Origin of the sequence: Paenarthrobacter sp. PH39-S1 (assembly GCF_030063245.1) — a bacterium.
GTDB lineage: Bacteria > Actinomycetota > Actinomycetes > Actinomycetales > Micrococcaceae > Arthrobacter_M.
This window is the reverse complement of record NZ_JASISR010000024.1, coordinates 1-14,506: the sequence shown is the minus strand read 5'-3', so window position 1 is coordinate 14,506 and position 14,506 is coordinate 1. Positions and strand designations below refer to the sequence as shown.

12 protein-coding genes are annotated in these 14,506 nt (G+C 65.1%); 9 read left to right on the top strand and 3 right to left on the bottom strand.

The annotated features are described in order from the left end of the window. The first annotated feature begins 6 nt into the window (after positions 1-6). The 9 genes from QMG52_RS15190 to QMG52_RS15150 all read left to right on the top strand — a co-directional run bounded on the left by QMG52_RS15190 (position 7) and on the right by QMG52_RS15150 (position 11,633). Positions 7-2,865, top strand: coding sequence for an aconitate hydratase (locus QMG52_RS15190; protein WP_283561246.1), 2,859 nt, complete (start codon positions 7-9; stop codon positions 2,863-2,865). Between the two features lie 175 nt (positions 2,866-3,040). Beyond that, positions 3,041-5,014: a 1-deoxy-D-xylulose-5-phosphate synthase gene (gene dxs, locus QMG52_RS15185; RefSeq protein ID WP_283561245.1), complete on the top strand. Its 1,974-nt coding sequence runs from the start codon at positions 3,041-3,043 to the stop codon at positions 5,012-5,014. Then, complete coding sequence (locus QMG52_RS15180) at positions 5,011-5,556, top strand: DUF402 domain-containing protein (protein WP_283561244.1); 546 nt, start codon at positions 5,011-5,013, stop codon at positions 5,554-5,556. Before dxs ends, QMG52_RS15180 begins: the two co-directional genes overlap by 4 nt. Further along, entirely contained in the window at positions 5,553-6,110 is a 558-nt protein-coding gene (locus tag QMG52_RS15175; protein WP_283561243.1) for a hypothetical protein, read from the top strand. The genes QMG52_RS15180 and QMG52_RS15175 overlap by 4 nt, the downstream gene beginning before the upstream one ends. 144 nt (positions 6,111-6,254) lie before the next feature. Then, complete coding sequence (locus tag QMG52_RS15170; protein WP_283561242.1) at positions 6,255-7,232, top strand: aldo/keto reductase; 978 nt, start codon at positions 6,255-6,257, stop codon at positions 7,230-7,232. Then, positions 7,232-8,278, top strand: coding sequence for a nucleoside hydrolase (locus QMG52_RS15165; RefSeq protein WP_283561241.1), 1,047 nt, complete (start codon positions 7,232-7,234; stop codon positions 8,276-8,278). The genes QMG52_RS15170 and QMG52_RS15165 overlap by 1 nt, the downstream gene beginning before the upstream one ends. Positions 8,279-8,422: 144 nt before the next feature. Further along, positions 8,423-9,232, top strand: a complete 810-nt coding sequence (locus QMG52_RS15160; protein ID WP_283561240.1) for an ECF transporter S component — start codon at positions 8,423-8,425, stop codon at positions 9,230-9,232. Positions 9,233-9,237: 5 nt separating this feature from the next. Continuing rightward, positions 9,238-10,020, top strand: coding sequence for an energy-coupling factor transporter transmembrane component T (locus tag QMG52_RS15155; protein WP_283561239.1), 783 nt, complete (start codon positions 9,238-9,240; stop codon positions 10,018-10,020). After that, complete coding sequence (locus QMG52_RS15150; protein ID WP_283561283.1) at positions 10,020-11,633, top strand: ABC transporter ATP-binding protein; 1,614 nt, start codon at positions 10,020-10,022, stop codon at positions 11,631-11,633. The genes QMG52_RS15155 and QMG52_RS15150 overlap by 1 nt, the downstream gene beginning before the upstream one ends. 154 nt (positions 11,634-11,787) lie before the next feature. Here the strand turns inward: QMG52_RS15150 and QMG52_RS15145 are convergent, their stop codons facing one another. From QMG52_RS15145 to QMG52_RS15135, 3 genes are read right to left on the bottom strand one after another with little or no spacing between them, the layout of a single operon-like run. Further along, positions 11,788-12,846 carry an ABC transporter substrate-binding protein gene (locus QMG52_RS15145; RefSeq protein ID WP_283561238.1) on the bottom strand — a complete coding sequence of 353 codons (1,059 nt, stop codon included), beginning with the start codon at positions 12,844-12,846 and terminating at the stop codon, positions 11,788-11,790. Beyond that, a complete protein-coding gene (locus QMG52_RS15140) occupies positions 12,846-13,751 on the bottom strand; it encodes an ABC transporter permease (RefSeq protein ID WP_283561237.1) in 906 nt (301 codons plus the stop codon). Before QMG52_RS15140 ends, QMG52_RS15145 begins: the two co-directional genes overlap by 1 nt. A 10-nt stretch (positions 13,752-13,761) precedes the next feature. Further along, entirely contained in the window at positions 13,762-14,385 is a 624-nt protein-coding gene (locus tag QMG52_RS15135) for an ABC transporter ATP-binding protein (RefSeq protein WP_283561236.1), read from the bottom strand. Positions 14,386-14,506 lie beyond the last annotated feature (121 nt).

Here is a 14,506-nt window from a genome sequence, read left to right as displayed (position 1 = left end):
CCAACGATGACGAATGTGGACAGTTTTGGTTCCAAAGGCGTACTAGACGTAGCCGGGACCGAATACGAGATTTTCCGGTTGAATTCGGTAGAAGGGGCACAACGCCTTCCGTACAGCCTTAAAATATTGCTGGAGAATTTGCTGCGCACCGAGGACGGTGCCAATATCACCGCGGACCACGTGCGCGCCCTCGCCGGCTGGAACCCGGACGCGCAGCCCGATACGGAGATTCAGTTCACGCCGGCCCGCGTCATCATGCAGGACTTCACCGGGGTTCCCTGCATCGTTGACCTGGCCACCATGCGCGAGGCCGTCAAGGAACTCGGTGGGGATCCCACCCGGGTCAACCCGCTCGCTCCGGCTGAAATGGTGATTGACCACTCGGTGCAGATCGATGTGTTTGGTAGCGCTGACGCCGTCGAACGCAATATGGACATCGAGTACCAGCGCAACGGTGAGCGTTACCAGTTCCTGCGCTGGGGCCAGACGGCTTTTGATGACTTCAAGGTTGTCCCCCCGGGCATGGGCATCGTCCACCAGGTCAACATCGAGTACCTGGCCCGCACCGTCATGACCCGCACGGTGGAGGTCGACGGCGTAAAGACGTTGCGCGCCTACCCGGACACCTGCGTCGGCACGGACTCGCACACCACCATGGTCAACGGCCTGGGCGTGCTCGGTTGGGGCGTCGGCGGCATCGAGGCGGAGGCCGCCATGCTCGGCCAGTCCGTCTCCATGCTGATTCCCCGCGTCGTCGGGTTGAAACTGACCGGTTTGATCCCCGCCGGTGCCACCGCGACCGATGTGGTGCTGACCATCACCGAGATGCTCCGTAACCACGGCGTGGTCGGAAAGTTTGTCGAATTCTACGGCGAAGGCGTTGCCGCGGTGCCGCTGGCCAACCGTGCCACGATTGGCAATATGAGCCCGGAATTCGGCTCCACTGCGGCAATGTTCCCGATTGATCAGGTCACCATGGACTACCTGCGCCTGACCGGTCGCAGCGACGATCAGCTGGCGCTGGTCGAGGCCTATGCTAAGGAACAAGGTCTGTGGCACGATCCGTCCATCGACATTAAGTTCTCCGAATACCTCGAATTGGACCTGTCCACGGTGGTTTCCTCCATTGCCGGACCAAAGCGCCCGCAGGACCGCATCGAACTGACCAACGCCAAGGACGAGTTCCGCAACGACATCCTGAACTACGTCGCCCACGAGGCCGACGCGGGGACGGTCGACGAGTCGCTGGAGGAGAGCTTCCCGGCCTCGGATCCGCCGTCGTTCACGCAGCCGGACACCAAGGTCACCGACACGGACCGCGAGCCGCCGAAGTACTCGGCGGCCCATGGCGCAGCCGGACGCGTCAGTGAACCGGTCCAGGTGCGGATGGCCGATGGCCGCGAATTCGAGCTCGACCACGGGGCCGTGAGCATCGCCTCCATCACCTCCTGCACCAACACCTCCAACCCATCGGTCATGCTGGCCGCCGCAGTGCTGGCCCGCAACGCCGTCAACAAGGGCCTGGCTTCGAAGCCGTGGGTGAAGACCTCCGTGGCCCCAGGGTCCAAGGTCGTCACCGACTACTACGAAAAGTCCGGCCTGATCCCGTACCTGGAAAAGCTGGGCTTCTACACCGTCGGCTACGGCTGCGCCACCTGCATCGGTAACTCCGGCCCGCTGGAGGAAGAAATCTCCGCCGCGATCGCCGAGCACGACCTGGCCGTCACGGCCGTCCTCTCCGGTAACCGCAACTTCGAAGGCCGCATCAATCCGGACGTGAAGATGAACTACCTGGCGTCGCCGCCGCTGGTGATAGCCTATGCCCTGGCCGGGTCGATGGACTTCGACTTCGACGAGGACCCGTTGGGCCAGGATGAGAACGGCAACGACGTCTTTCTGAAGGACATCTGGCCGAACCCGACGGAGGTCCAGCAGGTCATGGACGCGTCGATCGACAAGGACATGTTCACGAAGTCCTACGCCACGATCTTCGAGGGCGACGAGCGCTGGCAGTCCCTCGACACGCCCAAGGGTGACACCTTCGCCTGGGCGGAGGACTCCACCTATGTCCGCAAGCCCCCCTACTTCGAGGGCATGAAGGCCCAGCCGGACCCGGTCGAGGACATTGCCGGTGCACGCGTCCTGCTGATGTTGGGGGATTCCGTCACCACGGACCACATCTCCCCGGCCGGTTCCTTCAAGTCGGACACGCCGGCGGGCCAGTATCTGCTGGCCCATGGGGTGGAGCGGAAGGACTTCAACTCCTATGGTTCCCGCCGCGGAAACCACGAGGTCATGATCCGCGGAACGTTCGCCAACATCCGGATCAGGAACCAACTGCTCGCGGCCGAAAACAACGGCGCCGGCGTCGAGGGCGGTTTCACCCGCGACTTCAGCCAAGCCGATGCGCCGCAGGCCCGCGTGTACGATGCCTCGGTCAACTACCAGGCTGCCGGGATCCCGCTGGTGGTCCTGGCCGGCAAGGAATACGGCTCCGGTTCCTCACGCGACTGGGCCGCCAAGGGCACCGCGCTGCTGGGGGTCAGGGCGGTCGTCGCCGAGAGCTACGAGCGCATCCACCGCTCCAATCTAATCGGCATGGGGGTCCTGCCGCTGCAGTATCCGGCCGGCCAAAATGCCCAGTCGCTGGGATTGACCGGCACCGAGGTATTCTCCGTTTCAGGGGTCACCGCCCTGAACGAAGGCAGCACACCGAAGACGCTCAAGGTCACGGCCACGGCAGAAGACGGCACGGATACGTCCTTTGACGCCGTGCTGCGCATCGACACGCCAGGCGAAGCCGATTACTACCGTAACGGCGGCATCCTGCAGTACGTGCTGCGTCAGATCTCAGCCACGAACTGATCCTGCCCTATGCGGCGCCGATGAAGCTTGTCGGGCTGAATATGCCGGTCGAGCGCGGGCCCCGGTCCGGACGGATTGCCGTCCGGGCCGGGGCCCGCGCCGTGCGCCGGGGCATGACCGGCCGCATACAGGCGCTAGAATGAGTCGACAAATGGTCGATCCTAGGAGAGGACCTATGGGACTTTTAGAGACGATCCGGCACCCGGCTGACCTGAGCAAACTCAACGGCGCGCAAATGGATCAGTTGGCGGAGGAGATCCGCAGCTTCCTGATCACTAATGTGTCCGCAACCGGCGGCCACCTCGGGCCCAATCTCGGCGTCGTCGAACTGACGCTCGCCATCCACCGGGTATTCGATTCTCCTCGGGACAGCATCGTTTTTGACACCGGGCACCAGTCCTATGTGCATAAGCTGGTCACCGGCCGGCAGGACTTCTCCACGCTCCGACAGCAAGGCGGGCTCTCCGGGTACCCGTCCCGAGCGGAATCGGTCCACGACATCGTGGAAAGCTCCCACGCGTCGTCCTCGCTCTCCTGGGCGGACGGCATCTCCCGTGCCCGCCAGCTCACCGGAGAAGGAGAGCGCTACGTCGTCGCCGTCGTTGGCGACGGCGCGCTGACCGGCGGAATGACCTGGGAAGCCCTGAACAACATTGCCGCGGACAAACGACGCCGCGTCGTCGTCGTCGTTAATGACAACGGCCGCTCCTACGCACCCACCGTCGGCGGCCTCGCCGACTATTTGGCCTCCATGCGCCCGGCCATCGACCATGTCCGCACACATCCCAAGTACGAGGACACCATGTCCTGGGCCAAGCAGAAGCTGCAAAGCGGAAACCTGGCCGGACAGTTCGTGTACAAGAGCCTGCACGCGGCGAAAACCGGCATCAAGGACTGGTGGGCGCCGCAGGGGCTGTTCGATAACCTGGGGCTCAAATACATCGGGCCCGTCAACGGACATGATGAAAAAGCCATGGAAGCGGCGCTGACCGCGGCGAAGAACTTCGGCGGTCCCGTCATTGTCCACGCGATTACTGAAAAGGGCCACGGCTTCGCCCCCGCCCGGGCACACGAAGCGGATCAGTTCCATGCCGTCGGAGTCATTGATCCCGAAACGGGCGAGCCCGTCGGCGGGACCAGCGGCAGGTCCTGGACAGGCGTTTTCGCGGACGAAATCGCCGACATCGCCGATGAACGCCCGGACATTGTTGGCATCACCGGCGCCATGCTGATCCCCGTCGGCCTGCACAAGTTCGCCGAGCGGCATCCGGACCGGGTTTTCGACGTCGGCATCGCCGAACAGCATGCCCTCACCAGCGCCGCGGGCATGGCGTTCGGTGGCCTGCACCCCATCGTCGCGATGTACGCCACGTTCCTGAACCGCGCCTTTGACCAGCTGCTGATGGACGTTGCGCTGCACAAAGCCGGCGTCACCGTTGTGCTGGACCGCGCCGGAGTGACCGGCCCGGACGGCGCCAGCCACCATGGCATGTGGGACCTGTCCATGCTGCAGATCGTCCCGGGACTGCACCTCGCCGCCCCCCGCGATGCCTCCCGGCTGCGGGAAGAACTGCGCGAAGCCGTGGCCGTTTCCGATGCCCCGACAGTCATCCGGTATTCCAAGGGTAATGTCGGCGCCGAGAGCGAGGCCATCGAAAGGCTCGACGACGGTGTGGACGTACTGGCGCGGCGCCCGGCCGGATCGACGGACAACGACGTGCTGATCGTCAGCGTCGGGGCGATGAGTGAAATGGCTTTGAACGTCTGCAACCGGCTCGGCGCGCAGGGAATCAGCTCCACGGTTATCGATCCCCGCTGGGTGCTGCCGGTACCGCCCTCCGTCGTCTCGTTGGCGGCACAGCACCGCATCGTCATCGTGATTGAAGACGGCGTCCGGGCTGGCGGCATTGGCTCGCGCATCCGCCAGGAACTGCGCGCGGCTGGCGTTGACACCGCACTGAACGAGGTGGGCCTGCCGGTCGAATTCCTCGATCACGGCAGCCGGTCGCAGGTGCTGAAGCGCGTCGGGCTGACCGCTCAGCGCGTGGCACAGGACGTCGTCGCCCAAGTGCTGGGTACCAAGGTTCCGTTTGCCCGTCCGATGCCCGGCCAGGAGGCCCCGCACACCGGGCAGCTTCCACAGCTGTGAGTCGGCCGGAAGGCATCGAACCCGGGGATCTGGTGGTGGCGCGGAACCGGAAATGGAATGCGAAGCCGCACTGGGTGGTGCCCGGCCGGTATTTGGGTGAGGACCAGTATGGCTGGTGGATTTTCCAGGGCAGCAACGAATTCATTTCCCGGCCCGGGGCCGCGCTCTATACCGCGTCCGACGCGGTCCTGCTCATTCCGCGCAGCGGCAGTTACGTGGCCACGTTCTTTGATGAACGGCATCCGGACGGCACCGAGCTGTATGTCGATCTTGCCGTGGACCCCGGCTGGAACCTGATCCGGCCGCACGTGTTTGAGTTCCATCTGATCGATATGGACCTCGACGTCATCCGGAGGCGGGCACACGGAGCGTTTGTCGATGACGAGGATGAATTTGCCGAACACCAGGTGGCCATGGGCTACCCGGCGGAGGTTATTACCGGAATACGGTCCGAATGCGACCGCATCCTTGCGGCCGTGACGGCGCGGCAGGGGCCGTTTGACGGCACGGACACCAAATGGTTTGAGAACGGGCGGGCATGAGCATTATCAGAATGTACAAAAAGACCGACGGCGGCGTGCTGGAATTCCGTGAAGCATGGCGCGACGCCGAGGACGGGGTCTTCGTGGTCAACGCAGGAGCCGTCGGGCATCAAAGCGTGACCAAGGAATCGCCCGCGGAGACGTCCGACGCCGGTGCGGCGCTGCTGGCAGCCTTCGAGACCCATGCGATCGAGGACGGGTTCCGGGTCATTCCGCTGGAGGAGCAGTACTGGGTCATCGCCCAGTTCGCCTTGAAGTCCGTGGAGGGGACGGAACGGGACCGGTATCTCGAGCGCAAGGCCACCAGCAGCATTACGTCATTCTTCGCCTGGCGGGGCATCGGCGTCGTCGACCGCAGCGAGTTCGGGGCAGGGAAGCTCAATATCTTCACGGTGGCTCCGGATGCTGCCAAAGCCGTCGCGGGCATCAAAATTTGCGCGCGCGAGTCCGATCTGGATGTCACCAAGCTGAGCATCGGAGTGGCCCCCTACGGTCACCTCGACGAGATCAGGGGCAAACACGGGCTGAAGAAGGGTGCCACCTTCACCCTGTAGCCGGTGCCTCGGGAGGATTGCCGGTTGTCTGGACGGATGCCTTAGAAAATTCCAAGGCATCCGTCCACTTCACCGGCACATGGCGCCGGCACGCAGACTCTGCCCGGGAGTCTGCCCCGGACTCTGCGCAGGTAGGCTGGACGAATGACTCAATATCGACAACTTGGCACCTCCGGACTCACCGTTTCCGTCGTCGGCCTCGGCTGCAATAACCTGGGCCGCACCGGGACTGCGACCCAGAGGCAGGAAGGGACCAACGCGGTGATCGGCGCCGCTATTGACGAAGGCATCACGCTCTTTGACGTCGCCGATACGTACGGCATGACACCGGGCCTGAGCGAGGAAATGCTCGGCAAGGCCCTCGCCGGCAGGCGCGGGGACGTCATTGTTGCCACCAAGTTCGGAATGGACACGGAGGGGGCAAACGGGGCCGATTGGGGCCGCAGGGGATCGCGCCGCTACATCGTCAAGGCCGCCGAAGCGTCGCTGCGCCGGCTCGGGACCGACTGGATCGACCTCTACCAGTTCCACACGCCGGATCCGCTCACTCCCATCGATGAAACGCTCGCCGCCCTGGACCAGCTGGTCACCGCCGGGAAGGTCCGCTACATCGGCCATTCCAACCGCGCCGGCTGGCAGATCGCGGAGGCAGAGTTCACGGCACGGGTCCGCGGCTGCACGCCGTTCATCTCCGCGCAGAACCACTACAACCTGCTGGACCGGCGCGCGGAGCTCGAGGTCACTCCCGCGGCGGAGGCCTACGGGCTCGGCCTGCTGCCCTACTTCCCGCTCGCCAACGGGCTGCTCACCGGCAAGTACAGCAAGGGCAACGCGCCGGAGGGCAGCAGGCTGACCCATTCCCGGACCAACCTGCTGGCGCAGGCCGACTGGGACCAGCTGGGGAAGTTCGGCACGTTCGCCGCGGCGCGGGAACTGACCGAGGTGCAGGTGGCGTTTTCCTGGCTTGCGGCGCAGCCATCCGTCAGCAGCGTTATTGCCGGAGCAACGAAGATCGAGCAGGTCCGGGCCAATGCGGCGGCGGTCTGCTGGACGCCGTCGGCCCAGGAGCTGGCCGAGCTGGACGTAATTTTCCCGCAGGTGCCCAAGGTGGCTCTGTTCTAATGAATCGGATTTTGGCCGACATGGATACCGGCATCGACGACGCCATGGCGCTGGTGTACCTGCTGTCCCGACCAGAAGTGCAGGTGCAGGCGGTCACCTGTACGGCCGGCAATGTCGGTGCCCGCCAGGTGGCCCTGAACAACCTCTCGCTGCTGGAACTCTGCGGCCGGGCCGGAATCGAGGTAGCGATCGGTGCCGAGGTGCCGCTGGAGATCCCGCTGGTCACCACGGAGGAGACCCACGGCCCGCAGGGCATCGGATACGCGGCCCTGCCGCAGCCGGCGCAGCAAATTTCGCAGCGCCACGCCGTCGACGTGTGGGTGGATCAGGTCAGGGCGCATCCGGGGGAGATCACCGGCCTGATCACCGGCCCGCTGACCAACTTCGCGTTGGCGCTGCGGCGTGAACCGGAGCTCCCGCGTCTGCTCAAGGGGCTGGTGATCATGGGCGGCTGCTTCTATTACCAGGGCAACACCACGCCCACCGCCGAATGGAATGTTTCGGTGGATCCGCACGCCGCCCGGGAGGTCTTCGAGGCCTACACGGGGCTGCCGGAGGACAGGCTGCCGATTGTCTGTGCGCTGGAAACCACGGAACGGATCGAAATGCGGCCAGAGCACCTGGCACGGCTGGCGGAGGTTGCTGGAGCACACCCGGAGCTGGTGTTGCCGGGGCAGCCGGAAGGGCAGCGCAGCAGCTCGGACAACCCGCTGGTGGCCTGCCTCTCGGACGCCATCCGGTTCTATATGGAGTTCCACCGGCTCTACGACCAGGGGTATATTGCGCACGTGCACGACGCGTTTGCCGCTGCGGTGGCCGCTGACCGCACCCCGTATCGGACACGGCTGGCGACGGTCGACGTCGAAACCTCCTCGCCGCTGCTGGTGGGCACCACGGTCGCGGACTTCCGCGGGCTCTGGGGTAAGGCGCCCAACGCCCGGATTGTGGTGGACAATGACCCGGAGCAGTGTTTTGGGGAGCTGATCAGGTCGCTCGGCGGTCTGGCCCGGGACCTCTACGGGCCGGCCACGGAGACCAATCACTGACCATGACAACCTGTCGGACCGCCTGGCCGTCAGCGGGGACGGACGGCCGGGATGGTGGGGTCGGGGGCGAGCCCGAGCGGCTAGAATGGTTAACTGCGCCAAGGTGACATAGGCGGACCGTTTCCGTACTCTCAAGGATTCCTGATGTCCTCCTCCTCATTGACCCTGCCCGCCTCTGGACAGGCGGCCGGCCGTAACCGCCGCCTGCTGGAAATCCTGGGCGGTGCCTCCATCGCCGCAACCTACGTCTACTTAGTGCTGGCCCAGCCGACGGACCTTACTAACGGCCTCTCCAGCGGCTCCACATTGCTGGCGCTGTCCGGCTTCCTGCTTGGCGCCGTGCTGCTGATTGCCGGCGTTCTCCCCACCGTTCCCACCTCGACGCTGGTGCTGATCCCTGTTGCCCTGGTGCTGAACATCGTCCTTGGTCAGTTCATCGGGAGCACGCTGGTGCCGTTTTACCTCGATTCCGTCGGCACAGTGCTGATCGCGGTGCTCGCCGGTCCAGCGGCCGGCGCGGCAACGGGTGCGCTCAGCGGCATCGTCTGGTCCCTGTTCAACCCCACCGTCCTGCCGTTCGCGGCCGGTGCCGCGCTGATCGGATTCCTGGCCGGACTTGCGGCACGCTACGGCCTGTTCCGGCGGTTCTACCTTGCCCCGGTTGCCGGCTTCGTCACCGGAATCTTTGCCGGCGTGTTCTCGGCGCCGATCGCGGCGTTCGTGTATGGGGGGACCTCCGGCATTGCGACGGGGGCCGTTGTGAGCGCGTTCCGGGCGATGGGGGACTCGCTTCTGAGCGCCATCACCAAGCAGGCGCTGCTGTCGGATCCGATGGACAAGGCGATCGTCTTCAGCGTCGTGGCGCTGCTGGTTTACGCCCTGCCACGCCGCACCACTTTGCAGTTCCCGTTCATCCGGCGCCACCGGGTGCTGGCCGGCGCCAAGACCTCCTAGCGTCTTTGCTTCCCGACTCTCCGGCAGGCCCCGGCGGACTGAACCCGCTCACCCTGCTGAGCGCCGCCGTCGTCATAGCGGTCACGACGACGGCGATCAACAGCTGGGCGGTTTCAGCAGCGGTTCTGTTGCTGCTGGCTACACTGCTGGCCCTTAACGGGCTGGGGCGCAAGGTGCTGCCCGCGGCGGCCGTGATCATGGTTCCGTTCTGGTTGTCCCTGCTGCTCACGCACGGCCTGTTCTTCCACGAGGGCCGGACCATTCTCTGGACGGCCGGCCCGGTCCGCGTGACGGCGGAGGGACTTCAATTCGCCGCCGGCATGGGGCTGCGCACGGCCGTTTTCGTAGTGGTGTGCCTGGCATTTTCCTTCAGTGTGCGGCCGGCGGATCTGATGGCCTTGCTCACCAAGTACCGGTTCCCGCCGCAGCTTGGATTTGTCCTATGTTCCACCCTCACCATTGCCCCGGCCGTCAGCGGGCGCGCCCGCCGGATTGCCCAGGCGCAGCAGTCGCGGGGGCTGGTCACCGGCCAGGGAGCCGGCGGCCGGCTGCGCGCGGTCCAGCAGCAGGCGGTGCCCCTGGTGATGGCCCTGCTGCATGAGGCCGGCAGCAGGGCGGATTCCCTGGAAGCGCGGGGCTTCGGCGGCCGCGGCCCGCGTACCAGTTACCGGGAGGTGCCTGATTCTCCAGCGCAGAGAATCATCCGCTGGCTCGCCGTGGCAGCCCTGGCGGTGTTCCTAATGCTTTGGTTCGGGCCGGGCTGGTTCACGCCCGGCGGTGTCCGGTGATGCGGCTCAGTCTGGAGACTTTTTATTACCCGGGCGAGGATCGGCCCACCCTGCAGGGTATCGAGCTGGACGTGGGCGCCAGCGAATGTGTGCTCGTGGCCGGTGGGTCCGGCTCCGGGAAGTCCACGCTGGCGCGGATCCTGGCCGGTGTGCTGCCGGGGCGGCATAACGGGGCGCTGACGGCCCGCTTTGAGGTGGCGGGGGAGAGCCTGGTGTTTTCCGGCGCAAGCTCAGTGAACCCGCGGATCAACCCGGCAGTCTGGAACCGGCATATTGCCTATGTGGGCCAGATACCGTCCGCCCAGCTGTCCACCGTTGCGGCCACCGTCGCGGAGGAGATCGCCTTCGCGCTGGAGAACGCCGGGATGGAGCACGGCCTGATGAAACAGCGGGTCCGGACAACGGCCAGCGCGCTGGGGCTGACGGAACTGCTTGAGCGCAAACCGTCCGAGCTCTCCGGCGGCGAGCAGCGGCGGATGATCATTGCATCTGCGGCTGCGCTGAACCCCGCGACGCTGGTCCTGGATGAGCCGATGGCCGGCCTGGACGCGGACGCCCGGCGCGCCGTGGAAAACGTGATCGGATCGCTGTTGGACCGTGGGGCTGGCGTGGTGCTGCTCTCACCGGAGCTGGGCGGTGCCGGGCGTCTGGCCGGACGGATGCTGCTGCTCGACGGCGGAAAAATGGTAGCGTCCGGACCACGGCCTGCGGTGCTGAAGTCCGCCTGGGCCGCTCGCCTTCCGGTAATCCCCGATCCGCTGGATGCGCCGGATCGTGCGGAAAATATACTTCAGCCGCCATGCCCCACGTCGTCCGCCCGGACCCCCGCGGCCGCGCTGGGTGGCGTCGTTTACCGCTATGGTACGGAACGCCGTCGGCCTTTCCTTCCCTCCCGGAAGCGCGCCAAGACGCCGACACAGACCGTGCTCGACGGCGTAGATCTGGCCCTTGGTGCCGGCGAGCGGGTTGCGATCGCGGGGGCGAACGGCGCCGGCAAAACCACCCTGCTGCGCCACCTCAACGGCTTGGCCCGGCCCGAGTCAGGCACCGTTCGGATCCTGGACCGTGACATTGCAGGGCAGTCTGTCGGCAATGTTTCCGCGGATGTTTCCTATCTGTTCCAAGACCCGCAGGACCAGCTCTTTGAACGGACCGTAGCCCGCGAAGTCGGCTACGGACTGCCGGAACTCGATCCGGCCGCACGGGAGGCCGCAATCAAGGAGGCATTGCGGCGCTGCGGCTTGGCCGAACTGGCCGGGGCGCACCCCTACGAGCTGCCGGCCTCGGCGCAGAGGCTGGTGGCACTGGCCACCGTGCTGGCACGGCGTCCGGCTGTGCTGGTGATGGACGAGCCGACGGTGGCGACGGACCGGGACGGTCTGGACCGGCTGGCGGAGGCGATTTCCCAAGAATCGGCGCGCGGAGCGGCGGTGGCCCTCGTCACCCACGACCTGGACTTCGCCTACCGGCACTGTAATCGGCTGGTGCTGCTCAGCGGCGGGCGGATCGTTGCGGACGGGCCCTTTGCCCGGGTCTTGGAGCGCCACTTCGCCGGCGGTGAAGCCTTCGGCGTGCAGGCCCCCGCAGCCTGGCTGCGCCGGCGGGAACCGTAGCCCAACGGCTTGCTGCTTTCACCGCCAACGTGATCCCGTCCCGCACAAGCTGCGGGCAGCACCGGGAAGAACCCCGAACGGCGGTTCCCCGATCCAGCCGACCGGGGAACCGCCGTCGTCCTAGGTTGTGAAGCCGCAGGTTGTTAAAGCCTGCCTACTTGGCCGGAACCTGGTCCACAAACTCCGTGGTGTAGGTCTTGGACAGATCGATCGTGGAGCCCTTGCCCAAGACGTTCGTGGAGTACTGGTCGAGGATCTTCACCACGTTCTTGGCGCCGTCCGCGTCCATCTTGCCGTCCTTGTTGAACATGGTCTTGGTGTCATTGATGGACTTCTCATACAGGCCCGCACCGGAGTTGGCATAATCGGAAGGCATTTTGGCCGCGATTTCCGCCGCAGTATGCGTCGTGATGAAGTCCAGCGCACCGACGAACGCGTTGACAACCTTCTGGACGGTCTTCGGGTTCTTCTGCACATAATCGCAGGACATGTACACCGAGGCTGCGGGGTAGAGGCCGCCAAGGGCCTGGCGGGTGCCTTCCTCGGTCCGCATATCGATCAGGACCTTGCCCTGGCCGCTTTGCACCAGCTGCGCGATGGTGGGGTCGGTGGTCATCCCGGCGTCAATGCCGCCATTGTTCATCGAAGCGATGAAGGTCTGCCCGGCTCCGACCTTTGCCGGCGTATATTTCTGCACGCCCGCCTGCCCGGCGAGGGCCTGGGTGAGGAAATCCGTGGACGAGCCCAGCGAGGTGATGCCCAGGTTCTTGCCCTCGAAGTCCTTGGCACTGGTGATCGAATCGGCCTTCGCGGTGGAGACCACTTCCGCCTCGCCGGGGATATTGGCCAGCTGCGCCACCGAGGTGATGCACTGGCCCTTCGCCTGCAGGTCCACGGTGTGGTCGTAGAAGCCGACGACGGCCTGAGACGCGCCGGTCAGCAGCGAGTTCTCCGCACTGGCGCCGGACTGCTCGCCGAGCAGATTGACCTTGACGCCTTCCTTCTCGAACAATCCCAGACCTTCGGCCAGCTTGGCGGGCATATATATGACCTTTTCCAGGCCACCCACAATAATGGTGACTTCCGGTTTCGCGGCGGCATCGGCGTTGGCCGTGCTGCTGCTGCGGCAACCGCTCATCCCGACGGCCATGGCGGCGGTGACTAGAAGTGTTGCGGCCTGCAGGGTGCGTCGTTGCATTTTCGGGTTTTTCATCAGATTCCTTGTGCTTGCGTTTTGGCCTCGGAGGGCCGCCATTTGAGGAGTTTGTTTTCTGCGGTGGTGATGAGCATTTCCGCCAGCAGAGCCACGATGGTGACGATGATCATGCCGGCGTAGATTCCTGCGGCATCGAAAGTACCCTGGGCGTTGGCGATCAACATGCCCATGCCCTTCTTGGCTCCGGCGTATTCACCGACGATGGCGCCGATTAGCGCGAAGCCGAAGGCGGTGTGCAGGGAGGAGAGGATCCAGGTGGTGGCGCTAGGCAGCACGATCGAGGTCAGGATCTTGGCCTTGCTGGCACCCAGGATCCGGGCGTTGTTGACCACGTTGCCGTCCACTTCCCGTGCCCCGGTGAAGGCATTGAAGAACACGGCGAAGAACACCAGCACGACGACGGTGGCGACCTTGGAGCTGATGTCGAAACCGAACCACAGAATGAACAGCGCGGCCAGCACGATGCGCGGCACGGCATTGGCGGCCTTGATGAACGGCGAGAACACCTCGGCCAGGAAGCGGCTGCGGCCCAGCAGGACGCCGAGGACAATTCCGGCCACGGTGCCGATGATGAATCCGAGCAACGCCTCGAGGACGGTGTATCCCAGGTTTTCCCAGACCGAGCCGAATTGCGTTCCGGTACTGAACCACTGCACCAGGCGGTCCCAGATCAGGGACGGCTTGGAGTAGAAGAACGGGTCGATCAGATAGGTGGCTGTGGCCTCCCAGCTGCCCAGCCAGAGGGCAATGATCAGCACCCGGAGGGCCCAGATTTTGCCGGTGGTGACGCGCACGGATTTCCGCGCACCGGCCAGAAGCTGTGCCTCGCGTTCCCGGGAGAGTTGGTAGGCGGCCAGCGGCTTTTGAGCCTTATTGGAGGGGGCAGATGATGGAGCTGTCATGGTCATGGTCCTATCCGGCCAGGCTCGCAGCAGCGCGGGCCTGATCCACTTCTTCGCGCAGGGAATTCCAGACCTGCCGGTAAATGGCGAGGAACTCGGGAGTCAGCCGCACCTCTTCCACATCGCGCGGCCTGGGGAGAGTGACGGTGAATTCCGCCTTGATGGTGGCCGGGCTGGCCGTCATCACCACCACTCGGTCAGCCAGTGCAATGGCCTCTTCGAGGTCGTGGGTGACGAAGACTATGGCGGCGCCCGTGCCTGACCAGAGCCGGAGCAACTCGGTCTGCATCAGCTGCCGGGTCTGCACATCCAGGGCGCTGAACGGTTCATCCATCAGCATGATTTCCGGCTCATTCACCAGCGTCTGGGCCAGCGAGACGCGTTTGCGCATGCCGCCGGAGAGCTGGTGCGGGTAATACTTTTCGAACTTGGCCAGCCCCACCCGGTCCACCCAGACCCGGGCCTTGTCCCTGGCCTCGCTGCGCGACATGCCCTGATACCGGGGGCCGGAGGCTACGTTATCCAGCACGGTCTGCCATGGCAGCGTCGCGTCGGACTGGAACATATAACCCACCCGCTTGGGAATGCCAGTGACCAGCTCGCCGCGGACGTACGTTTCGCCGTCGGATGGCAAATACGGCGTGATGGTACGGCTAGTCCGGGTAGGTGGTACTGCTCGTTTCGGCTAGGGGGTACCGCTGGAGGTGGGGCTGTGGTCCTCTTGGGAAATGGGCGGCATATTCGGTGCGGCCGCG